Raw genomic sequence first — 21,214 nt, 5'->3', positions numbered from 1 at the left:
GGTCGTCTGCCCATGAGCCACATACCCAAGGCCGAGTATGCCCGTCGGCGCAAGGCGCTGATGGCGCAGATGGTCCCCAACAGCATCGCCATCCTGCCCGCCGCTGCGGTTGCCATTCGCAACCGTGATGTCGAGCACGTGTACCGTCAGGACAGCGACTTCCAGTACCTCAGCGGCTTTCCCGAGCCTGAGGCGGTCATTGTTCTGATCCCCGGTCGCGAGCATGGCGAATACGTGCTGTTCTGCCGTGAACGCAACCCGGAGCGCGAGCTGTGGGACGGCTTGCGTGCCGGTCAGGAAGGTGCCCTGCGCGAGTATGGCGCGGACGATGCATTTCCGATTACCGACATCGACGAGATCCTGCCGGGCCTGATCGAAGGCCGCGAGCGGGTGTACACGGCGATGGGCAGCAACCCTGAGTTCGACCGGCGCTTGATGGACTGGATCAACCTGATTCGCTCCAAGGCCCGTCTCGGTGCGCAGCCGCCCAACGAGTTCGTTGCGCTGGATCATCTGCTGCACGACATGCGCCTGTATAAATCGGCAGCAGAAGTGAAGGTCATGCGCGCCGCTGCGGCGATTTCTGCACGGGCCCATGTGCGGGCGATGCAGGCCTGCCGGGCGGGGCTTTACGAATACAGCCTGGAGGCCGAGCTCGATTACGAGTTTCGCAAGGGCGGGGCGAAGATGCCGGCCTATGGCTCGATCGTCGCTGCTGGGCGTAATGGCTGCATCCTGCACTATCAGCAGAACGACGCCGTGCTCAAGGACGGCGACCTGGTGCTGATCGATGCCGGCTGTGAAATCGACTGTTATGCCAGCGACATCACCCGCACGTTCCCGGTCAGCGGGCGTTTTTCTGCTGAGCAGAAAGCCATCTACGAGCTGGTGCTCGAAGCCCAGGCTGCGGCCTTTGCCGAGATCGCCCCAGGCAAGCACTGGAACCACGCCCATGAGGCGACGGTGCGGGTGATTACCGCAGGGCTGGTGCGGCTGGGCTTGCTCAAGGGCGAAGTGCAGGCGCTGATCGACAGCGAGGCCTACCGCGCGTTCTACATGCACCGCGCCGGGCACTGGCTGGGCATGGATGTGCACGATGTCGGCGAGTACAAGGTCGGCGGCCAGTGGCGGGTGCTCGAAGTGGGCATGGCGCTGACCGTCGAACCCGGCATTTACATCGGCGCCGACAATCAGGCCGTGGCCAAGAAGTGGCGCGGTATCGGCATCAGGATCGAGGACGACGTGGTGGTTACCAGGCAGGGCTGTGAAATTCTTACCTCCGGCGTGCCGCGGACGGTTGCCGAGATCGAGGCGCTGATGGCCGCTGCCCGCGAGCAGGCGGCATGAGCCGGGTCAACCTGGCAATCATCGGCGGCGGCCTGGTCGGCGCCAGCCTGGCGCTGGCGCTGCAGGCTGGGGCCAAGGCGCGTGGCTGGAAAATCCTGCTGATCGAGCCGTTCGCCCCTGGCGATGCGTTTCAGCCAAGCTACGATGCGCGCTCGTCGGCGTTGTCGTTCGGCACCCGGCAGATCTACCAGCAGTTGGGCCTGTGGCCGGCCATCAGCCAGCGCGCCGAGCCGATTCTGCAGATTCACGTGTCCGACCGCGGTCGCTTTGGCGCCACCCGCCTGGACGCCAGCGAAGAAGGCGTGCCGGCGCTGGGCTATGTGGTGGAAAACGCCTGGCTCGGCCAGTGCCTGTGGCAGGGCCTGGACCCGGAAGTGGTGAGCTGGCGATGCCCGGCCGAGGTAAAGGCGATGCAGCCGATCGAAGGCGGTTACCGCTTGCAGCTGGATGACGACACCAGCCTTGAGTGTGACCTGGCTGTGCTGGCTGACGGTGGTCGCTCGGGCTTGCGCGAGCAGTTGGGCATCCATGTGCAGCGCCGGCCTTATCAGCAGAGTGCCTTGATCGCCAATATCACCCCCGGTGAGGCCCACGGCGGTCAGGCCTTCGAGCGCTTTACCGAACAGGGGCCTATGGCTTTGCTGCCATTGCCGGACAACCGCTGCGCGCTGGTCTGGACCCGCCAGGGGATGGACGCCAAGCGCCTGGCCGAGATCGATGAGCGCAACTTCCTCGCCGAGCTGCAGCAGGTCTTTGGCTTCCGCCTCGGCGCACTGCGCCAGGTTGGCGCGCGGCATCTGTACCCGCTGGCGCTGGTGGCTGCCAGCGAGCAGGTGCGCCCGCATCTGGTGGTCCTCGGCAATGCCGCGCACAGCCTGCACCCGATTGCCGGGCAGGGCTTCAACCTGTCGCTACGCGATGTGCAGGCGCTGGCTGAAGGCTTGCTGGCCGGCCCGCAGCACCCCGGCGACCTGGCGACCCTGCAGACCTATCAGCAGCGGCAGCAACTCGACCAGAGCCTGACCATCGGCTTCTCCGATCAGGTCACGCGGATGTTCGGCAGCAGCCAGCCGTTGCTGGCCACCGGACGCAACCTGGGTTTGCTTGGCCTTGATCTGTTGCCACCGGCCAAGCGCTGGTTCGCCCGCCAGGCGATGGGCCTGGGCACCCGCAGCGATCTGCGGGGCCGCCTGTGAGCGATTCGCGTCGGCTGGCGCGCAAGGCCCGCATGCTGCGCTGGTTGCTGAATATCTACCCGCCGTACCTGGGTGCTGGTATTCGGGTGCAGCAGATCAGCCCCGACATGAGCCACATCAAAGTGTGCATGAAGCTCACCCGCTGGAACCGCAACTACGTCGGCACCCAGTTCGGCGGCAGCCTGTATTCGATGGTCGACCCGTTCTACATGCTGTTGCTGATCGAGCGTCTGGGCAGCGAGTACATTGTCTGGGACAAAGCCGCCAGCATCGATTTCATCTCGCCGGGCAAAGGCCCGGTGTATGCCGAGTTCAACGTCGATGACGCGCTGCTGGCCGAGATTCGCCAGCAGACCGCCAGCGGCAAGAAGTACCTGCCGCGGCTGCAGGTCGACATCCGCGACAGTGCCGGTGAACTGGTGGCGCGGGTCGATAAAACTCTTTATGTACGGCTCAAGCCGCAAGTGAGGCAGGCGTAAGGCATGGAAACGCGCGCAGATGTACTGATTGTCGGTGCCGGTATGGTCGGCAGCGCCCTGGCCCTGGCATTGCGCCACAGCGGCCTGCAAGTTGTCCTGCTCGACGGCGGCCCATTGTCGGTCAAGCCGTTTGACCAGCAAGCCGCGTTCGAGCCGCGGGTCAGTGCCTTGTCGGCAGCCAGCCAGCGCATCCTCGAGCGCCTCGGCGCTTGGGATGGCATCGTCGCCCGGCGCTTGTCGCCGTACACCGACATGCACGTGTGGGACGGCAGCGGCACCGGCCAGATCCACTTCTCGGCGGCCAGTGTGCACGCCGACCTGCTGGGCCACATCGTCGAAAACCGGGTAGTCCAGGACGGCCTGCTGGAGCGCTTGCTCGACAGCGACATCGGCCTGCTGGCCAATGCCCGCCTGGAGCAGATGCGCCGCTCCGGTGATGAGTGGCTGCTGACCCTGGCCGATGGCCGTCGCCTGCGCGCGCCACTGGTCATCGCTGCCGATGGCGCCAACTCGGCGGTGCGCCACCTGACCGGCTGCGAGACCCGCGAGTGGGATTACCTGCACCAGGCCATCGTCACCAGCGTGCGCTGCAGCGAGGCGCACCAGGCCACCGCCTGGCAGCGCTTCACCGACGAGGGGCCGCTGGCCTTTCTGCCGCTGGCGCGTGATGGCGGCCAGCAGTGGTGCTCGATCGTCTGGTCGACTACCCCAGAGCAGGCCGAGCAACTGATGAGGCATGATGATGCCGCCTTCGCCGAGGCACTCCAGCGCGCCTTTGAGGGGCGTCTGGGTCAGGTCCTTGAGGTTGACCCTCGGGTCTGCGTGCCGCTGCGCCAGCGCCACGCCAAGCGCTATGTGGCTGAAGGTCTGGCATTGATCGGCGATGCCGCCCACGTGATTCACCCGCTGGCCGGGCAAGGCGTCAACCTGGGCTTTCTTGATGCCGCCGTATTGGCCGAAGAACTGGTACGGGCCTGCGAGCGCGGCGAGCGGTTGGCGGATGTGAAGGTACTGAGCCGCTACGAGCGCCGGCGCATGCCGCACAACCTGGCGCTGATGGCGGCCATGGAGGGCTTCGAGCGGCTGTTCCAGGCCAATCCGTTGCCGATGCGCTGGCTGCGCAACAGTGGTTTGAAGCTGGTCGAGCAGTTGCCTGAGGCCAAGGCGCTGTTCGTGCGGCAGGCGCTGGGCTTGTCTGGCGATCTGCCGGAATTGGCCCGGCCCTGACTGCAACATCTGGTAACTGCTCAGCGGGTGAGCTGCTTAATGGTATTCACTACCATTCGCAGCTCAATCACCCGCGAGGAATACCCGATGTTGCCACGCAAGCACCTACTGGCCGCCCTGGCCCTGACCCTGTTCGGCGGCACTGTGCAGGCGGCGGACGAAGTGGTGGTGTACTCCTCGCGCATCGATGAGCTGATCAAACCGGTATTCGACGCCTACACGGCCAAGACCGGGGTCAAGATCAAGTTCATCACCGACAAGGAAGCGCCGCTGATGCAGCGCATCAAGGCCGAGGGCCAGAACGGCGTGGCTGACCTGCTGCTGACCGTGGATGCCGGCAACCTCTGGCAGGCCGAGCAGATGGGCATTTTGCAGCCGATCAAGTCGGACGTCATCGACGCCAACATCCCCCCTCAGTACCGCGCCAAGTCCCATGACTGGACCGGTCTGAGCCTGCGTGCGCGGACCATCGTCTACTCCACCGAGCGGGTCAAACCGAGCGAGCTGAGCACCTACGAGGCGCTGGCCGACAAGCAGTGGGAAGGGCGCCTGTGCCTGCGCACTGCGAAAAAGGTCTACAACCAGTCGCTGACCGCGACCATGATCGAGACTCACGGCGAGGCCAAGACCGAGGAGATCATCAAGGGCTGGGTCGGCAACCTGTCCACTGACGTGTTCTCCGATGACACCGCTGTGCTACAGGCCATCGAAGCCGGCCAGTGCGACGTGGGCGTGGTCAACACCTACTACTACGGCCGCCTGCACAAGCAGCAGCCCGATCTGCCGATCAAGCTGTTCTGGCCGAATCAGGGTGACCGTGGCGTGCACATCAACCTCTCGGGCATCGGCCTGACCAAGCATGCGCCGCACCCGGAAGCGGCGAAAAAACTGGTGGAGTGGATGACCGGCGAAGAAGCGCAAAAGCTGTTTGCCGACATCAACCAGGAGTTCCCGGCCAACCCACAGGTCAAGCCATCGGCTGAAGTGGCCGCCTGGGGCACGTTCAAGGCCGACAGCCTGCCGGTGGAAGTGGCCGGCAAGCGCCAGGCAGAGGCGATTCGCCTGATGGATCGGGCTGGCTGGAACTAAGCGCCAGGCTTTATGCTTGAAATTCCCTTCGGGGTGATGCCGGTCAGTTAAGCCAATGGGGCTGCTCTGCAGCCCTTCGCGGCGGTCCGGCGTCCCGGCAAGCCCGCTCCCACAGGTACAACGCTGGAGTCAGACTTCGCGCGTTCCCTGTGGGATCGGGCTTGCCGGGACGCCGGACCGCCGCGAAGGGCCGTAAAGCAGCCCCAACTCATAAACGAGACTCTGGATTTGTCCCACGCTCCCCAACGCCGCTGGTATCTACCGGTCGGCCTGATCGCCGCTCTGGTACTGCTGCCGCTGAGTGTTCTGCTGCTGTCATGGCAGTCGATCGATATGCAGATCTGGTCGCACCTGCTCGACACCCAAATGAGCCGTCTGCTGGGCAATACCCTGACCCTGGTGCTTGGCGTGGGCATCGGCGTTACCGTGCTTGGGGTGAGCCTTGCCTGGCTCACCAGCCTGTGCGAGTTCCCCGGGCGGCGCTGGCTCGACTGGGCCTTGATGCTGCCGTTCGCCATTCCGGCCTATGTGTTGGCGTTCGTATTCGTTGGCCTGCTGGATTTCGCCGGGCCGGTGCAGAGCGCCCTGCGTGAGCTGTTCGGGCCGATGCGCCTGCCGCGCGTGCGCTCGACCGGCGGGGTAATCACCGTGCTGGTGCTGGTGTTCTACCCCTACGTGTATTTGCTCGCGCGCAGCGCTTTCATGGCTCAGGGCAAAGGCCTGATGGAAGCAGCGCGGGTCCTGGGCCTTTCGCCGGTGCAGGCGTTCTGGCGGGTTGCGTTGCCGATGGCGCGGCCCGCCATCGGCGCCGGTATCGCCCTGGCGCTGATGGAAACCCTGGCGGATTTCGGCGCCGTAGCGGTGTTTAACTTCGACACCTTCACCACCGCCATCTACAAGACCTGGTACGGCTTCTTCAGCCTGTCCAGCGCGGCCCAGCTGGCCAGTTTGCTGCTGTTGGTGGTGATGCTGGTGCTGTATGGCGAACGCCGCGCTCGCGGTGCCAGCCGCAGCGGTAACGAGCGGCCACGGGTGCAGGCGTTGTATCACCTGCGCGGGCTCAAGGCGTGGGCGGCCAGCGGCTGGTGTCTGCTGGTGTTCGCCTGCGCCTTCGTCATCCCGCTGCTGCAACTGCTGGTGTGGTTCTGGCAGCGTGGCCGGCACGACCTTGATGAGCGCTATGTCGGCCTGGTCATGCACACCCTGTACCTTGGCGCGATGGCGGCACTGATCACGGTCAGCGCGGCGTTACTGCTGGCGTTTGCCCGCCGCCAGGCACCGACCGGGGCTATCCGCGCTGGTGTTGGCCTGGCCAACCTGGGTTATGCCTTGCCCGGCTCGGTGCTGGCGGTGTCGATCATGCTGGCGTTCAGTTACCTCGACAATCAACTGGTGGTGCCGCTGTCGCAATGGCTGGGCGGTGCCGGCCGGCCGTTGCTGCTGGGCAGTCTGGCGGCATTGTTGCTGGCCTATCTGATGCGCTTTATCGCGGTCGCCTATGGCCCGCTGGAAAGCAGCCTCGAGCGGATTCGACCGTCACTGCCGGAAGCCTCGCGCAGCCTCGGCGTCGGCGGGCCGAGATTGTTTTTCAAGGTATATCTGCCGTTGCTGGTACCGGGCGCTCTGAGCGCTGCCTTGCTGGTGTTCGTCGATGTGCTCAAGGAGATGCCGGCAACCTTGCTGATGCGTCCGTTCGGCTGGGATACCCTTGCCGTACGGGTGTTCGAGATGACCAGCGAGGGCGAGTGGGCACGCGCTTCGCTGCCCGCGCTGACGCTGGTACTGGTCGGCCTGTTGCCGGTCATCGGCCTGATACGCCGTTCGGCCCGTCGCCCGGGTCAGACTCACTGAGGATGCCAGTCCGCGCCCTTGCCGCTACAATGCGCGCCATTCGCTGCGGCGGGTCCTACAAGATCAGGTGACGATTAAACGTCGCCGACCGTCGCCGCTTCGCCACGCCCGGAAGGAGAAACCCATGGGACAGCGCACACCTTTGTACGACTGGCACTTGGCGCTAGGCGCCAAGATGGTCGACTTTGGCGGTTGGGACATGCCCCTGCACTATGGCTCGCAAGTCGAGGAGCACCATCAGGTGCGCGCTGACTGCGGCGTATTCGACGTCTCGCACATGACAGTGATCGATGTCGATGGCCCAGCAGCCACACGCTGCTTGCAGTACCTGCTGGCCAATGACGTGGCCCGCCTCGGCAGTACAGGCAAGGCGCTCTACAGCACCCTGCTGAATGAACAGGGCGGGGTAGTCGACGACCTCATCGTGTATCGCACCGAAGCGGGCTACCGGCTGGTGGCCAATGCCGCTACCCGAGCCAAGGTCGTCGCCTGGCTGCAGGCGCACAGCGCCGGCTACGAGGTCAACGTCACGCCACGTCCGGAGCTGGCCATTATCGCCATCCAGGGCCCCCGTGCGCGCGACAAGGTGGCTGAGCTGGTGTCCTGGTCGCGCGCAGCGCTGATCCGTGAGCTGCAGCCGTTCGAAGGCGTGGCCGAGGGCGATTGGTTCATCGCGCGCACCGGCTACACGGGCGAAGACGGCTTGGAGATCATTCTGCCCGCCGAACAAGCCCCGGTTTTTTTCAATGACCTGGTTGGCGCCGGTATCGCCCCCAGTGGCCTCGGCGCGCGCGATACCTTGCGCCTGGAAGCCGGGATGAACCTGTACGGTCAGGACATCGACGAGCAGCACACCCCACAGACCTCCAACCTCGGCTGGTGTATTGCCTGGCAGCCGGCCGAGCGCGAGTTCATCGGCCGCAATGCGCTGCTCAATGAAATCGAGCACGGCGTGCAGGAAAAACTGGTTGGGCTGGTGCTCGAAGAACGCGGCGTGCTGCGTGCCCATCAGGTAGTTCGCGTCGCCGGGATTGGCGAAGGGGAGATCACCAGTGGTAGTTTCTCTCCTACGCTGAGCAAGTCGATTGCCCTGGCGCGTGTGCCGATGGCCACCGGCGAGCGCGCCGAGGTCGAAATTCGCGGCAAGTGGTACCCGGTGCGGGTGGTCAAACCGACCTTCGTGCGCCACGGCAAGATTCTTATCTGAACAATTACCTGGCGGGTCGACCGCTGATCCCTGACATCGAGGACCCTACGACATGAGCAATATTCCCGCCGAACTGCGTTTTGCCGAAAGCCACGAATGGGCACGGCTGGAAGCCGATGGCACGGTAACCGTTGGCATCAGCGATCACGCCCAGGAGGCTCTGGGTGACGTGGTTTTCGTTGAGCTGGCTGAAGTTGGCAAAGTGTTCGCAGCAGGCGACGCTGCTGGCGTGGTCGAGTCGGTCAAGGCCGCATCGGATATCTACGCGCCGGTGTCGGGCGAAGTGATTGCTGTCAACGAAGCCTTGGCGGACAGCCCCGAATCGCTCAACGACAGCCCTTATGAGTCGTGGATCTTCAAACTCAAGCCGACCAATACTGCCGAGCTGGACAAGCTGCTCGACGCCGCTGGCTACAAGGCCGCTATCGGCGAGTAATCGCCTCCGCTGCGGCGCTTATCGCTCCTGGGCCGGCACGGCTGGCCCAGGAACGGTCGCTATCACTCAGTCGCCACCATCGGTAGCAACAGCGCGGGCTTATTCAGCTACAGCGTTTTTGGCCAGGATGGCATTGGCCAGTTGCATGTCGCTTGCCTCCAGGCCTGGATTGTCGGCGCGTACCTGACGCATCGCAGCTTCAAGGAACGGCCCGCGAATAGCGCCTTCACTGGCAACGAAGCTGCCAGCATCGTCCTGCGCAGCGACGATCATCTTGTGATCCTTGAACGTCAGATAGGTCGACGCAGTAGTTGCGCCGGACGAGATGACGTTGTGCCAGAAACTGTCGGCCATGGCCGAGCCAACGGGCAGCGAAAGCAGGGCAGCGGCGGCGATGGCTGTTTTGAAACGCATGCTGAAGTACCTAGGAGGGTGGGCGGATAATGCTTGCTTGGATGCTCGATCCACAGGCCAAGTTCCTTGCGCGCTAAGGAATATTCGTCAGCTGCAGACGCTCAGCACTTCACTCAGACTGGTCAGCCCGCGGGCGATCTTGGCCTCACCGTCGCTGCGCAGATCGCGCAGGCCATCGCGCAGGGCACGCTGACGCAGCTCCGCCAGGTCGGTCGCCGGGCCAATGCTGCCGAGCAAGGCTGCACCCGGTGTGAGCAGCTCAAACAGCCCGATACGGCCCAGGTAACCGGTACTGCGGCATGCCCGACAGGGTATGGGCGGCAGCGCTGACTGGCCTTTGCAGGTGGCGCACAAAGTGCGCACCAGGCGCTGGGCCATTACCCCGATCAACGTGGCTTTGATCAGGTAATCGGCAACGCCCAGCTCTTGCAGGCGAACTATCGCTGCGCAGGCATCGTTGGTGTGCAGGGTCGACAACACCAGATGGCCGGTCAGTGCTGCCTGCATGGCCACCTGAGCGGTTTCACGGTCGCGGATTTCACCAATCATGATGATGTCCGGGTCTTGCCGCAGGAGGGCCCGCACGCCGTTGGCAAAGCCCAGGTCAAGGCTGGGCTGCACCTGCAATTGGTTGAACGCTGGCTCCAGCCGCTCGATCGGGTCTTCGATGGTGCACAGGTTGACCTCAGGTGTGGCCAACCGCTTGAGGCTCGCGTACAGCGTGCTGGTCTTGCCCGAGCCGGTCGGCCCGGTTACCAGAATGATGCCCTGACGCTGGCGCAGCAGTGCCTGCCAGCGGTGCCGCAGCTCGCCATCGAGGCCGAGCCGGTCGAAGTCCTCATGCAACTGCTGCGGGTCGAACAGGCGCAGCACCAGCTTTTCGCCAAACGGGGTGGGCAGGGTCGACAGGCGCAGCTCGACTTCCATCTCGCCGGCCAGCCGCGTCTTCAGGCGACCGTCCTGCGGTCGGCGTTTCTCCGCAACATCCATGCGGCCAAGATGCTTGAGGCGGCTCACCAGCGCCAGGGTCACGGCCAGCGGAAAGGCATACACCGTGTGCAGCAGGCCGTCGATGCGATAGCGCAGCTGGCCTTGTTCACGGCGCGGTTCGAGGTGGATATCGCTGGCGCGCTGCTCGATCGCGTACTGCAGCAGCCAGTCGACGATATGCACGATGTGCGCATCCTCCGCGCCAGCCTCGCCCTGGCGCTTGCCCAACTCCAGCAACTGCTCGAGCTCGCCCAGGCTGGCATCCTGTTGCAGGCCGGCACCCTGCACCGAGTGGGCCAGGCGGAACAGGCTCTGGCTCAGTTGGCGAATGTGCACCGGGCTGGCCAGCACGCGCTGGACGCGCTTGCCCAGGCTGCGTGCCAGATCATGCTCCCACTCACGCTGAAAGGGCTGCGCACTGGCCACGGTGACGCTGTGCACATCGACCGCCAGAGCGAGGATGCCATGGCGGTCGGCGAAGGCGCGCGAGATCAGGCTGCCGACCTGGGCCAGGTCGATCTGCAGCGGGTCGAGCCGGACGAAGGGCTGCTGCACGACATCGGCCAGCCATTGGCACAGGCTGTCCAGATCGAGGAGATGGCCGGGGCGCTGCTGATCGCTGAGGTTCAGGCTGGCGATGATTTCGAGCGGGTGGCTGCTGCACTGGTTAGGCTGCTCAAGGGCGCGCAGGACGTCACCGGGTTGTAGGCGGTGGTCGGCGAGCAGAGCGTCGAGGAGGCGTTTGAGGTCGAGGTCGTGGCTGTCTTGGGTATGCATCGCGGCGGCGTCCGTGCCGAAAAGGTACGGGCAAGGCTAGCCGCTTGGACAGCTTTGGCGTCGATACAACGATTGCGGGGTTTTACTGGCTGAAATTTGCGTCGTATTCAGTAAATTGGGGCCGCTTTGCGCCCCTTCGCGGGTGAACCCGCTCCCACCGGGACTTGTAGCGCCGCCTAAACCTGTAGGCTGCGAAGCAGGCCCAGCACCTATCAGCCTGCTGCTACGCCTTGCAACTGCGGCAAGTTGCTCAGCTCGACTTCGCCGACACAAACCAGATTGCGCAGCTTCTGGGCGATGACTTCGGCGCGATGCCAGCTCAAACCATCGATGCCGATTTCCAGCTCCAGCCAGTCGCCCTGCTGACGCATCTGCACACTATTGGGCGTGAGGAACTGCATCGCGAACAGGTTCAGCACTCGGCACAGGCTGTCTGGCTCGGCCTCGGCTTGCAGTTGATAACGCACGTGGCTGTGCGCCGCGCTGGCGGCCCAGACGTCGGAGCGGGGCAGGGTGTCGGGCCGTTCAAGTGCGTTCATGTGATTCTCCTCCAGGACGGAAGAAATTCTGCCACGCGGAAGGCGGCATTTTTTCGCTATGATTGAGTCGATTTGTCACCTAGTCAGATTGATCTATTCGTTTATTTGCTGCTTGGAGAATAAATAATGCAAAGCGAGCTGGACGCCTATGACCGGCGCATCCTGCAGCTGCTTCAAGAGGATGCTTCATTGTCCAGCGCGCAGATTGCCGAACGCGTGGGCCTGTCGCAGTCACCCTGCTGGCGGCGTATTCAACGGCTGAAGGAAGAGGGAGTGATTCGCGCTCAGGTGACCCTGCTCGACCGCAAGAAGGTCGGCCTGAATACACAGATCTTTGCCGAGGTGAAGCTCAACGCCCACGGGCGGTCCAACTTCGCCGGCTTCACCGAAGCGATCCGTGAATTCCCCGAGGTGCTGGAATGTTACGTGCTGATGGGGTCGGTGGACTTCCTGTTGCGCATTGTCACCCCAGACATCGAAGCTTACGAACGATTCTTCTTCGAAAAGCTGTCGAATGTGCCGGGGATCCAGGAGGTCAACTCGATCGTGGCCTTGTCCGAAATCAAGTCCACGACCAGCCTGCCGTTAGCGCGTTGACGGCGACTTGAGCAGGTGCTTCCAGGCGCGGTTCTGCTCGATCGCACGGGCCTGCTCGACGCGGGCGATCAGCAGTTCGTCGTTCTCTTCCTCGCCCAACGGCTGCTCAGCCAGCTTGTGCAGCTTGTTCAGCTCGCCATAGAGGCGATCCATTTGCGGCACGTCGAGCACCTGGCGGGCGTGGCGCAGCCAGGTCAGCAGGGTTTCGATGCGTGGCAACTGCTCGCCAAGGTCTTCCGGCTGCTGCACATAACGCTCTTGCAGCTTCAGCGCGCGGGCTTCTTCGCCGACCAGGTGTTGCAGCCAGTTGGCCAGCTGCGCCTTGCCCTGGCGTTCGCCACGGCCTTTGCGCTCGACGGTCCAGGCGCGGGCCAGCAGCCAGCGTGAGGTTTCCAGCGAGAACTGGCCCCAGCGTGGGTCTTGGAGCTCTTCGCTGAACTGCTCGGGCGCGGCGCGGCGGACGTCTTCGTCGTCGTTACCGGCCTGTACCAGCGGGCGCCAGTCTTCCAGCAGCGCGTCGAGGCTGGCGCGCAGGGCGCTGGTGGTCGCGCGCGGCGCGGCCTGGCCCATGCTGCCGGCCAGGGCGCGCAACTCGCTCAGGCACTGCACCCAGTCCTGCAGCAGGCGCCAGTGGCCGCTGTGGCGGTACTGCTCGGCCAGCCGTTGGCTGCTCGCCAGCAACTGCCAGGCCAGGGCGGTGAAGGCATCGTCGACCGGCATTTCGGCGTCGAGCTCGGCGCTCGGCAGGTCCAGCTCGTAGCTGTCTGGCTCAAGCAGGCGATAGCCGCGCTCGGCCTTGCTGATGTCGCAGGGCATCAAGGGCAGGCTCGCGGCCAGCTCGGCGGCCAGTTCCAGCAGGGCTTCGGCGGAACCTTCGCGCAGCTCAAGCTCCAGCTCGCAGATTTCTTCCTTGCGCTTGCCAGCGATGACAAAGCCTTGGTCCAGTGCTGCTTCGATGACCACTTTGGCCTTGCCGCGGCCCCAGGAGATCTCGGCGAACTCGCGGGTGAAGTCGGTGGTGAACAGCGGTTTGATGGTCTTTTTGTCGAGCTCGGCGAGTTGCTCGGGCCAGCAGCTGGCGTCGAGTTTTTTCAGGTCGAGCTTGGCTTTTTCCAGCGGCCACTCGAATTCGTTGCGCTCAGACAGGCCTGCGACGCTCTGGCCACGGCACTTGAGGGTCTGGATGACGGCATCGCCATCGCGGCGCAGACGCAGGGCGACACGCGCGGCGGACAGCTCACGCTCAGGGGTGTCGAAGTACTGGTTGAGCAGTTCGCGGGTCTGCCAGCCGGACTTGTTGCGCTTCTTCAGCAGGGGGTGCTCACGAAGGGCGGTGAGAGTCTCGCGGCTGGCGCGGAGTTTGAGTTCGGTTTCTTTGTGCATCGCGGGCTCGAAGGAGGGGCATCGTTGCAAGGCAGTCTACAGCAGTCAGCCGTGCTGCTGTGATCCGACTGGTCGGTTGCCCCGGTGCAGCGGCCTTGCGCCGTCTACGTCAGGCGTTGTTATGATGGGCCGACGTTTTCGAGGAATCCGCGCATGCCGTTGCCATCGCTGAAAGACCAGTTCGCCGCCCTGATCGCCGCGCCATCGGTCAGTTGCACCCAGCCCGCACTGGATCAGTCCAACCGCGTGGTAATCGACTTGCTCGCCGGTTGGCTGGCTGACCTTGGCTTCACATGCGATATCCAGCAGGTCACCCCCGGCAAGTTCAACCTGCTGGCCAGCCGCGGCACGGGCCCTGGCGGGCTGATTCTGGCTGGCCACAGCGACACGGTGCCGTTCGACGAGCAGTTGTGGCAGAGCGACCCGCTGAAACTGACCGAGGTGGGCGATCGCTGGGTTGGGCTGGGTAGTTGCGACATGAAAGGTTTCTTCGCGCTGGTGATCGAGGCCGTGCTGCCGCTGCTCGAACATGACTTCAAACAACCCCTGCTGATCCTTGCTACGTGCGACGAAGAAAGCTCGATGTCCGGCGCCCGCGCCCTGGCCGAGGCCGGTCAGCCGCTTGGCCGCGCAGCGGTGATCGGCGAGCCGACCGGGCTCAGGCCGATTCGCCTGCACAAGGGCATCATGATGGAACGCATCGATATTCTCGGCCGCAGCGGCCATTCGTCAGACCCAAGCCTGGGCCACAGTGCGATGGAAGCGATGCACGCGGTGATGGCCGAGATGATCGGCCTGCGCCAGCAATGGCAGCAGACCTACAGCAACCCGCAGTTCACCGTGCCGACGCCGACGCTGAACTTTGGCTGCATTCACGGTGGCGACAACCCCAACCGGATCTGCGGCCAGTGCGCGCTCGAGTTCGACCTGCGGCCATTGCCCGGGATGGACCCGGAGCAGCTGCGCGCGGCCATTCGCGCCAAGCTGGTGCCGCTGGCCGAGCAGCATCAGGTGAGCATTGACTACAAACCGTTGTTTCCTGAGGTGGCGCCGTTCGAGCAGGCCGCCGACAGCGAGCTGGTACGTGTGGCCGAGCGCTTGACCGGGCACCGCGCCGAAGCGGTGGCCTTCGCCACCGAGGCGCCGTACCTGCAACAGCTGGGCTGCGAGACCATTGTGCTTGGGCCGGGCGACATCGCCTGTGCTCACCAGCCTGGCGAATACCTTGAAATGTCACGTATCGAGCCTACCGTGCGTCTATTGCGTGACCTGATCAGGCACTATTGCCTGAGCTAAACGTCCATTGAGCTGATTCGTTCCTGCCTAGAGGAGAGTGCGCGTGACCGCAAGCCTGTTCCGACGATGACCTCGCACCGTTGTGCGTCTTGACCGTTCTCCGTCCACTTAGCCACAGGCCCCGTCATGCCCGATTACGTAACCTGGCTCCGCCACGCTTCGCCGTACGTCAATGCTCACCGTGACTGCACCTTCGTCGTCATGCTGCCCGGCGACGGCGTCGATCACCCCAACTTTGGCAATATCGTCCACGACCTGGTGCTGCTGCACAGCCTTGGCGTGCGTCTGGTGCTGGTGCACGGCTCGCGCCCGCAGATCGAAAGCCGCCTGGCCGCCCGTGGCCTGACCCCGCATTACCACCACGGCATGCGCATTACCGATGCCGCCACCCTGGATTGCGTGATCGACGCGGTCGGCGCCTTGCGCGTGGCAATCGAGGCGCGCCTGTCGATGGACATGGCCTCCTCGCCAATGCAGGGCGCACGACTGCGTGTGGCGTCCGGCAACCTGGTCACTGCACGGCCGATCGGCGTGCTCGAAGGGGTCGACTACCACCACACCGGTGAAGTCCGCCGGATCGACCGCAAGGGCATCAATCGCCTGCTCGACGAACGCTCGATCGTGCTGCTGTCGCCGCTGGGCTACTCGCCGACCGGCGAAATCTTCAACCTGGCCTGCGAAGACGTCGCCACCCGCGCAGCTATCGAACTGGCCGCCGACAAACTGCTGCTGTTTGGCGCCGAGCCCGGCCTGCTCGATGAAAACGGCCGGCTGGTGCGCGAGCTGCGCCCGCAACAGATTGCGCCGCACCTGGCACGGCTGGGCAGCGACTATCAGGGCGAACTGCTCGATGCCGCCGGCGAGGCGTGCAAGGGCGGCGTGGCGCGTAGCCATATCGTCAGTTATGCCGAAGACGGTGCGCTGCTCACCGAGCTGTTCACCCGCGACGGCGGCGGCACTTTGGTGGCGCAGGAGCAGTTCGAGATCGTCCGTGAGGCGAGCATCGAAGACGTCGGTGGTTTGCTTGAGCTGATCAGCCCGCTGGAAGAGCAGGGCATTCTCGTGCGCCGTTCGCGCGAGGTGTTGGAGCGTGAGATCGAGCAGTTCAGTGTGGTCGAGCGCGACGGTCTGATCATCGCCTGTGCGGCGTTGTACCCGATTGCCGATTCGTCGGCGGGGGAGCTGGCGTGCCTGGCGGTCAACCCGGAGTACCGCCACGGCGGCCGTGGCGATGACCTGCTCGAGCGGATCGAATCGCGGGCGCGCACGCTCGGGCTTAAGACCCTGTTCGTGCTGACCACGCGCACTGCGCACTGGTTTCGCGAACGCGGCTTCGAGCCCAGTGGCGTCGAGCGGCTGCCGGCGGCGCGGGCTTCGCTGTACAACTTCCAGCGCAACTCGAAGATCTTCGAGAAGACCCTGTAAACCTCACGCCACAATGAAAAACGCCGTCTGATCAGACGGCGTTTTCATTTACACGGTGTGCAGATACCAGTTGTACTCGAGGTCGGAGATCGAGTGCTCGAACTCCTCCAGCTCGCTTTCCTTGCACGCGACAAAGATGTCGATGTACTTCGGATCGATGTACTTGTTCAGCACTTCGCTGTCGTCCAGCTCGCGCAGGGCATCACGCAGGTTGTTCGGCAGGCTCTGATCAAGCTGCTCGTACGAGTTGCCTTCGATCGCCGGGCCCGGTTCGATCTTGTTGGTCAGGCCGTGGTGCACGCCTGCCAGCACCGCTGCCATCATCAGGTACGGGTTGGCGTCGGCGCCTGCTACACGGTGCTCCAGGCGGACCGAGTCGGGCGAGCCGGTCGGCACGCGCACGGCGACGGTACGGTTGTCCAGGCCCCAGCTCTGTGCGTTGGGCACGTAGAACTGCGAACCGAAGCGGCGGTACGAATTGACGTTCGGGCACAGGAACGCCATCGACGCGGGCAGGGTCTCGAGCACACCGCCGACTGCGTGGCGTAACGCGGCGTTCTGCTCGGGATCCTCGCTGGTGAAGATGTTGTGGCCATCTTTGTCCAGGATCGAGATGTGCACATGCAGGCCATTGCCAGCCTGGCCGGGGTACGGCTTGGCCATGAACGTGGTGTCCATTTCATGGTCGTAGGCAATGTTCTTGATCAGACGCTTGAGCAGCACTGCATAGTCGCAGGCCTTGAGCGCATCAGGCACATGGTGCAGGTTGACTTCGAACTGCGCCGGGGCGCTTTCCTTGACGATGGCGTCAGCCGGGATGCCTTGCTCTTTGGCACCTTCAAGGATGTCCTGCAGGCAGTCGGCGTATTCGTCGAGGTCGTCGATCAGGTAGACCTGAGTCGACTGCGGGCGTTTGCCCGAGATCGGCGAGCGCGGCGGCTGTGGACGGCCGTTCACGTTTTCCTGGTCGATCAGGTAGAACTCGAGTTCGAATGCGGCGCAGATGGTCAGGCCCATGTCGTCGAACTTGCTCACGACCTGGCGCAGCACTTCACGTGGATCGGCGAAGAACGGCTCGCCTTCGATCTCGTGCATGGTCATCAGCAGCTGAGCGGTAGGGCGCTTCTGCCACGGCTCGTTGCACAGGGTGTCAGGGATTGGGTAGCAGATGCGGTCCGCATCGCCGATGTCCAGACCCAGGCCCGTGCTTTCAACGGTCGAGCCGTTGATGTCGAGGGCGAAGAGGGAGGCCGGCAGGTTGATGCCTTTCTCGTAAACCTTGTGGAGGCTGGTGCGCTCAATGCGCTTGCCGCGCACCACACCATTCATATCTGCAATCAGAAGGTCAACGTAGAGAACCTCAGGATGTTCCTTAAGGAACGCGTTCGCTTCGTTAAGCTGAACGGCACGCGGGGGTACCGACATGATGCAACACCTTTGTTGTTAAAAATATCAATCAAGGGGGGCTTGCAGTTCCAGTCAATCGGAAACGCAAACCGAAGTCAAGCCAACCCCTTAACGCCCTGAAATGGCACATCTACGGCAGATTTGCTGCATATCGGGGCGAAGCATTATCCGCTATTTAAGCCGAAAAGGGTTATCTCGGCCTGCCTGTCTTTTATTTTTTACGGAGGTGTTGTGTAAAAAAATGAACAAGGCTAAGCTCGGTTGCAACCCAAAACACAATAATACGAGGGTCATATGGTCCGCTTGTCGCGACCTGCAGGTGCTGTCTGTGCAGTGCTTTCAGGGACTCAATCCGTCCGCCGCAAGGGCAACGCTCAGCCATTTGCTGAGGCTGATGCTCTGGCCGCAATAATTGACGGTCGCTCCGGTCCATACGCCTTACGTCGCAGTCTGCTGCACCCCCTTCGCTTGTTCTGCCCTGTGAATGCTTCAAGGAATCCCGCCGTCGGCGTGGTTCCGATGACGTCCTGTGCGCGCAGTTTTGCAATGCCCGGCTACTCCATCCAGAATCAAGGCGCGGGTCTGCTGCGGCCCTTGCGCCGAGCCGGCTACCGCCTTGATCGACGCCCGACGTCAGCACTGCCCGAGCTATCCCGACCGGGCCACCTTACCTCCTGAGGTATTTATGAGTAACAACCTCGACCAGCTCACCGATTGGTTGAAAGAACACAAGATCACCGAAGTGGAATGCATGATCAGCGACCTGACCGGCATCACCCGCGGCAAGATCTCGCCGACCAACAAGTTCATCGCCGAAAAGGGCATGCGCCTGCCTGAGAGCGTGCTGCTGCAGACCGTGACCGGCGACTATGTCGACGATGACATCTATTACGAACTGCTCGACCCGGCTGACATCGACATGATCTGCCGACCTGACGAGAACGCGGTGTTTCTCGTGCCTTGGGCCATCGAGCCAACTGCTCAGGTGATCCACGACACCTACGACAAAAAGGGCAACCCGATCGAGCTGTCGCCGCGCAACGTATTGAAGAAAGTGCTCAAGCTCTACAGCGACAAGGGCTGGCAGCCAATCGTCGCGCCGGAGATGGAGTTCTACCTGACCAAGCGCAGCGAAGACCCGGACTTCCCGCTGCAGCCGCCGGTAGGCCGCTCGGGCCGCCCGGAAACCGGCCGCCAGTCGTTCTCGATCGAAGCCGCCAACGAATTCGACCCGCTGTTCGAAGACGTCTATGACTGGTGCGAACTACAGCAGCTGGACCTCGACACGCTGATCCACGAAGACGGCACGGCGCAGATGGAGATCAACTTCCGTCACGGTGATGCACTGCACCTTGCCGACCAGATACTGGTGTTCAAACGGACCATGCGCGAGGCTGCGCTCAAGCACAACGTTGCCGCCACCTTCATGGCCAAGCCAATGACCGGCGAGCCGGGCAGCGCCATGCACCTGCACCAGAGCGTGGTCGACATGCAGACCGGCAAGAACATCTTTGCCAATGCCGACGGCAGCATGAGCGCGCTGTTCCTCAACCACATCGGCGGGCTGCAGAAGTTCATCCCGTATGTGTTGCCGCTGTTCGCCCCCAACGTCAACTCGTTCCGCCGCTTCCTGCCCGATACCTCGGCGCCGGTCAACGTCGAGTGGGGTGAAGAAAACCGCACCGTCGGCCTGCGTGTGCCGGATGCCGGGCCGCAGAACCGCCGAGTCGAGAACCGTCTGCCAGGCGCCGATGCCAACCCGTACCTAGCCATCGCTGCCAGCCTGCTGTGTGGCTACATCGGCATGATCCAGGCCATCGAACCAAGCGCGCCGGTGCAGGGCCGTGGCTACGAGCGGCGCAACCTGCGCCTGCCGCTGACCCTGGAAGATGCACTGGAACGCATGGAGAACTGCCATGAGCTGGAGCAGTACCTGGGCAAGAAATTCATCGCCGGCTACGTCGCCACCAAGCGCGCCGAGCATGAAAACTTCAAACGCGTGATCAGCTCCTGGGAACGTGAATTCCTGCTGTTTGCCGTCTGAACCAAACCCGGCCCGCAGGAGCGCGGCTGTCGCACAACGGAGAAGCACATGAGCGTCAACAACCCGCAAACCCGTGACTGGCAAACCCTCAGCGGTGAGCACCACCTGGCACCTTTCAGCGACTACAAACAGCTGAAGGAGAAGGGCCCGCGCATCATCACCAAGGCTGAGGGCGTGCACCTGTGGGACAGCGAGGGTCACAAGATCCTCGACGGCATGGCCGGGCTGTGGTGCGTTGCGGTCGGTTACGGGCGTGAAGAGCTGGTGCAGGCGGCAGAGAAGCAGATGCGCGAGCTGCCGTACTACAACCTGTTCTTTCAGACCGCCCACCCGCCGGCGCTGGAGCTGGCCAAGGCGATCAGCGACGTGGCCCCGGCGGGCATGACTCATGTGTTTTTCACCGGCTCCGGCTCAGAAGGCAACGACACCGTGCTGCGCATGGTTCGCCATTACTGGGCGCTCAAGGGCAAGCCGCACAAGCAGACCATCATTGGTCGCATCAACGGCTATCACGGCTCGACCGTGGCCGGTGCCAGCCTGGGCGGCATGAGTGGCATGCACGAGCAGGGCGGCTTGCCGATCCCGGGCATCGTGCATATTCCTCAGCCGTATTGGTTCGGTGAGGGCGGTGACATGAGCCCGGACGCCTTCGGTGTGTGGGCGGCCGAGCAGCTGGAACAGAAGATTCTCGAAGTCGGCGAAGACAATGTTGCGGCGTTTATCGCCGAGCCGATCCAGGGTGCTGGCGGGGTGATCATTCCACCAGAAACCTACTGGCCGAAGATCAAGGAGATCCTCGCCAAATACGACATCCTGTTCGTTGCCGATGAAGTGATCTGCGGTTTCGGCCGCACCGGCGAGTGGTTCGGTTCGGACTACTACGACCTCAAGCCTGACCTGATGACCATCGCCAAGGGGCTGACCTCCGGTTACATCCCCATGGGCGGTGTGATCGTGCGTGACAAGGTGGCCCAAGCACTCAGCGAAGGCGGCGATTTCAACCACGGCTTCACCTACTCCGGGCACCCGGTGGCGGCTGCGGTCGGCCTGGAAAACCTGCGCCTGCTGCGCGATGAGCACATCGTCGAGCGCGCCAGGACAGAAGCGGCACCGTATTTGCAAAAGCGTTTGCGTGAGCTGCAGGACCACCCATTGGTAGGCGAAGTGCGCGGCCTTGGCTTGCTCGGCGCGATCGAGCTGGTCAAGGACAAGGCAACTCGCAGCCGTTATGAGGGCAAGGGCGTCGGCATGATCTGCCGTAACTTCTGCTTCGACAATGGCCTGATCATGCGCGCCGTAGGCGACACCATGATCATCGCACCGCCGCTGGTGATCTCCCATGCCGAGATCGACGAACTGGTGGAAAAGGCGCGCAAGTGCCTGGATTTGACCTATGAAGCGGTGAAATGAGCGCCTGCTACGCTAGCGTTGTGACATTAAGCGGTTACAAGGGTCTGCTGTTGTTGATACAGCGCCTTGTAACTTGCCAGACTAGCGACTGATTCAGTCG

The 21,214-nt window shown here is 63.4% G+C and carries 18 protein-coding genes; 13 read left to right on the top strand and 5 right to left on the bottom strand.

All coding sequences use genetic code 11. The annotated features are described in order from the left end of the window. Positions 1-12 precede the first annotated feature (12 nt). The 8 genes from pepP (at position 13) to gcvH (ending at position 8,832) form a co-directional block, all read left to right on the top strand. Positions 13-1,347 carry a Xaa-Pro aminopeptidase gene (pepP, locus tag ACIOAU_RS09955; protein WP_150570424.1) on the top strand — a complete coding sequence of 445 codons (1,335 nt, stop codon included), beginning with the start codon at positions 13-15 and terminating at the stop codon, positions 1,345-1,347. After that, positions 1,344-2,543, top strand: coding sequence for a 2-octaprenyl-6-methoxyphenyl hydroxylase (gene ubiH, locus ACIOAU_RS09950; protein ID WP_312388183.1), 1,200 nt, complete (start codon positions 1,344-1,346; stop codon positions 2,541-2,543). The genes pepP and ubiH overlap by 4 nt, the downstream gene beginning before the upstream one ends. After that, the gene (locus ACIOAU_RS09945) at positions 2,540-3,022 is read left to right on the top strand and encodes a DUF4442 domain-containing protein (RefSeq protein WP_312388185.1); all 483 of its coding nucleotides are present in this window, start codon (positions 2,540-2,542) and stop codon (positions 3,020-3,022) included. The genes ubiH and ACIOAU_RS09945 overlap by 4 nt, the downstream gene beginning before the upstream one ends. A 3-nt stretch (positions 3,023-3,025) precedes the next feature. Then, positions 3,026-4,249: a 2-octaprenyl-3-methyl-6-methoxy-1,4-benzoquinol hydroxylase gene (locus tag ACIOAU_RS09940; RefSeq protein ID WP_401181661.1), complete on the top strand. Its 1,224-nt coding sequence runs from the start codon at positions 3,026-3,028 to the stop codon at positions 4,247-4,249. A gap of 87 nt (positions 4,250-4,336) precedes the next feature. Beyond that, positions 4,337-5,338 carry an extracellular solute-binding protein gene (locus tag ACIOAU_RS09935; protein ID WP_401181658.1) on the top strand — a complete coding sequence of 334 codons (1,002 nt, stop codon included), beginning with the start codon at positions 4,337-4,339 and terminating at the stop codon, positions 5,336-5,338. A 228-nt stretch (positions 5,339-5,566) separates the two neighbouring features. Continuing rightward, positions 5,567-7,189 (top strand): iron ABC transporter permease, encoded by a 1,623-nt coding sequence (locus ACIOAU_RS09930; RefSeq protein WP_101315286.1) that lies wholly within the window; start codon positions 5,567-5,569, stop codon positions 7,187-7,189. 124 nt (positions 7,190-7,313) lie between these two features. Further along, positions 7,314-8,396: a glycine cleavage system aminomethyltransferase GcvT gene (gcvT, locus tag ACIOAU_RS09925; protein WP_401181655.1), complete on the top strand. Its 1,083-nt coding sequence runs from the start codon at positions 7,314-7,316 to the stop codon at positions 8,394-8,396. Positions 8,397-8,448: 52 nt separating this feature from the next. Continuing rightward, positions 8,449-8,832 carry a glycine cleavage system protein GcvH gene (gcvH, locus tag ACIOAU_RS09920; RefSeq protein ID WP_150573484.1) on the top strand — a complete coding sequence of 128 codons (384 nt, stop codon included), beginning with the start codon at positions 8,449-8,451 and terminating at the stop codon, positions 8,830-8,832. Between the two features lie 99 nt (positions 8,833-8,931). On the opposite strand, the gene ACIOAU_RS09915 is transcribed toward gcvH, so the two are convergent. The 3 genes from ACIOAU_RS09915 to ACIOAU_RS09905 all read right to left on the bottom strand — a co-directional run bounded on the left by ACIOAU_RS09915 (position 8,932) and on the right by ACIOAU_RS09905 (position 11,552). Further along, on the bottom strand, positions 8,932-9,246 hold the full coding sequence (locus tag ACIOAU_RS09915) for a DUF2388 domain-containing protein (protein ID WP_186701103.1): 315 nt from the start codon (positions 9,244-9,246) through the stop codon (positions 8,932-8,934). An 87-nt stretch (positions 9,247-9,333) separates the two neighbouring features. After that, on the bottom strand, positions 9,334-11,013 hold the full coding sequence (locus tag ACIOAU_RS09910; protein ID WP_401181651.1) for a GspE/PulE family protein: 1,680 nt from the start codon (positions 11,011-11,013) through the stop codon (positions 9,334-9,336). 212 nt (positions 11,014-11,225) lie between these two features. Beyond that, entirely contained in the window at positions 11,226-11,552 is a 327-nt protein-coding gene (locus ACIOAU_RS09905; RefSeq protein WP_101315296.1) for a hypothetical protein, read from the bottom strand. Between the two features lie 126 nt (positions 11,553-11,678). Between ACIOAU_RS09905 and ACIOAU_RS09900 the strand changes: the two genes are divergently transcribed. Continuing rightward, positions 11,679-12,149, top strand: coding sequence for an Lrp/AsnC family transcriptional regulator (locus tag ACIOAU_RS09900; protein WP_101315298.1), 471 nt, complete (start codon positions 11,679-11,681; stop codon positions 12,147-12,149). On the opposite strand, the gene ACIOAU_RS09895 is transcribed toward ACIOAU_RS09900, so the two are convergent. Further along, positions 12,138-13,532 carry an inorganic triphosphatase gene (locus tag ACIOAU_RS09895; RefSeq protein WP_259074728.1) on the bottom strand — a complete coding sequence of 465 codons (1,395 nt, stop codon included), beginning with the start codon at positions 13,530-13,532 and terminating at the stop codon, positions 12,138-12,140. The two genes, ACIOAU_RS09900 and ACIOAU_RS09895, sit on opposite strands and share 12 nt — an antisense overlap. A gap of 153 nt (positions 13,533-13,685) precedes the next feature. Here ACIOAU_RS09895 and argE point away from each other — a divergent pair, with 153 nt between their 5' ends. Together argE and argA are read left to right on the top strand one after the other, a co-directional pair. After that, a complete protein-coding gene (gene argE / locus ACIOAU_RS09890; protein WP_101315302.1) occupies positions 13,686-14,828 on the top strand; it encodes an acetylornithine deacetylase in 1,143 nt (380 codons plus the stop codon). A gap of 126 nt (positions 14,829-14,954) precedes the next feature. Beyond that, on the top strand, positions 14,955-16,253 hold the full coding sequence (gene argA / locus ACIOAU_RS09885) for an amino-acid N-acetyltransferase (protein ID WP_101315304.1): 1,299 nt from the start codon (positions 14,955-14,957) through the stop codon (positions 16,251-16,253). A gap of 48 nt (positions 16,254-16,301) precedes the next feature. Here argA and ACIOAU_RS09880 read toward each other — a convergent pair whose 3' ends face one another. Further along, complete coding sequence (locus ACIOAU_RS09880) at positions 16,302-17,678, bottom strand: glutamine synthetase family protein (protein WP_101315306.1); 1,377 nt, start codon at positions 17,676-17,678, stop codon at positions 16,302-16,304. 667 nt (positions 17,679-18,345) lie between these two features. Here ACIOAU_RS09880 and ACIOAU_RS09875 point away from each other — a divergent pair. Both ACIOAU_RS09875 and ACIOAU_RS09870 read left to right on the top strand, forming a co-directional pair. After that, positions 18,346-19,704 carry a glutamine synthetase family protein gene (locus tag ACIOAU_RS09875; RefSeq protein WP_101315308.1) on the top strand — a complete coding sequence of 453 codons (1,359 nt, stop codon included), beginning with the start codon at positions 18,346-18,348 and terminating at the stop codon, positions 19,702-19,704. 48 nt (positions 19,705-19,752) lie between these two features. Further along, positions 19,753-21,114 carry an aspartate aminotransferase family protein gene (locus ACIOAU_RS09870; protein ID WP_101315310.1) on the top strand — a complete coding sequence of 454 codons (1,362 nt, stop codon included), beginning with the start codon at positions 19,753-19,755 and terminating at the stop codon, positions 21,112-21,114. Positions 21,115-21,214: the final 100 nt, after the last annotated feature.

It is taken from the genome of Pseudomonas sp. NPDC088322, assembly GCF_044740745.1.
GTDB classification, from domain to species: Bacteria; Pseudomonadota; Gammaproteobacteria; order Pseudomonadales; family Pseudomonadaceae; genus Aquipseudomonas; species Aquipseudomonas shirazensis.
The sequence above is the reverse complement of the archived record's forward strand: the minus strand, read 5'-3'. Positions and strand labels throughout refer to the sequence as shown.

What these genes read in the sequence shown, in the direction of transcription:
- pepP (WP_150570424.1), top strand. Translation starts at nt 13, where the DNA reads ATGAGCCACATACCCAAGGCCGAGTATGCCCGTCGGCGCAAGGCGCTG.
- ubiH (WP_312388183.1), top strand. Translation starts at nt 1,344, where the DNA reads ATGAGCCGGGTCAACCTGGCAATCATCGGCGGCGGCCTGGTCGGCGCC.
- ACIOAU_RS09940 (WP_401181661.1), top strand. Translation starts at nt 3,026, where the DNA reads ATGGAAACGCGCGCAGATGTACTGATTGTCGGTGCCGGTATGGTCGGC.
- ACIOAU_RS09935 (WP_401181658.1), top strand. Translation starts at nt 4,337, where the DNA reads ATGTTGCCACGCAAGCACCTACTGGCCGCCCTGGCCCTGACCCTGTTC.
- gcvT (WP_401181655.1), top strand. Translation starts at nt 7,314, where the DNA reads ATGGGACAGCGCACACCTTTGTACGACTGGCACTTGGCGCTAGGCGCC.
- gcvH (WP_150573484.1), top strand. Translation starts at nt 8,449, where the DNA reads ATGAGCAATATTCCCGCCGAACTGCGTTTTGCCGAAAGCCACGAATGG.
- ACIOAU_RS09915 (WP_186701103.1), bottom strand. Translation starts at nt 9,246, where the DNA reads ATGCGTTTCAAAACAGCCATCGCCGCCGCTGCCCTGCTTTCGCTGCCC.
- ACIOAU_RS09910 (WP_401181651.1), bottom strand. Translation starts at nt 11,013, where the DNA reads ATGCATACCCAAGACAGCCACGACCTCGACCTCAAACGCCTCCTCGAC.
- ACIOAU_RS09905 (WP_101315296.1), bottom strand. Translation starts at nt 11,552, where the DNA reads ATGAACGCACTTGAACGGCCCGACACCCTGCCCCGCTCCGACGTCTGG.
- ACIOAU_RS09900 (WP_101315298.1), top strand. Translation starts at nt 11,679, where the DNA reads ATGCAAAGCGAGCTGGACGCCTATGACCGGCGCATCCTGCAGCTGCTT.
- ACIOAU_RS09895 (WP_259074728.1), bottom strand. Translation starts at nt 13,532, where the DNA reads ATGCACAAAGAAACCGAACTCAAACTCCGCGCCAGCCGCGAGACTCTC.
- argE (WP_101315302.1), top strand. Translation starts at nt 13,686, where the DNA reads ATGCCGTTGCCATCGCTGAAAGACCAGTTCGCCGCCCTGATCGCCGCG.
- argA (WP_101315304.1), top strand. Translation starts at nt 14,955, where the DNA reads ATGCCCGATTACGTAACCTGGCTCCGCCACGCTTCGCCGTACGTCAAT.
- ACIOAU_RS09880 (WP_101315306.1), bottom strand. Translation starts at nt 17,678, where the DNA reads ATGTCGGTACCCCCGCGTGCCGTTCAGCTTAACGAAGCGAACGCGTTC.
- ACIOAU_RS09875 (WP_101315308.1), top strand. Translation starts at nt 18,346, where the DNA reads ATGAGTAACAACCTCGACCAGCTCACCGATTGGTTGAAAGAACACAAG.
- ACIOAU_RS09870 (WP_101315310.1), top strand. Translation starts at nt 19,753, where the DNA reads ATGAGCGTCAACAACCCGCAAACCCGTGACTGGCAAACCCTCAGCGGT.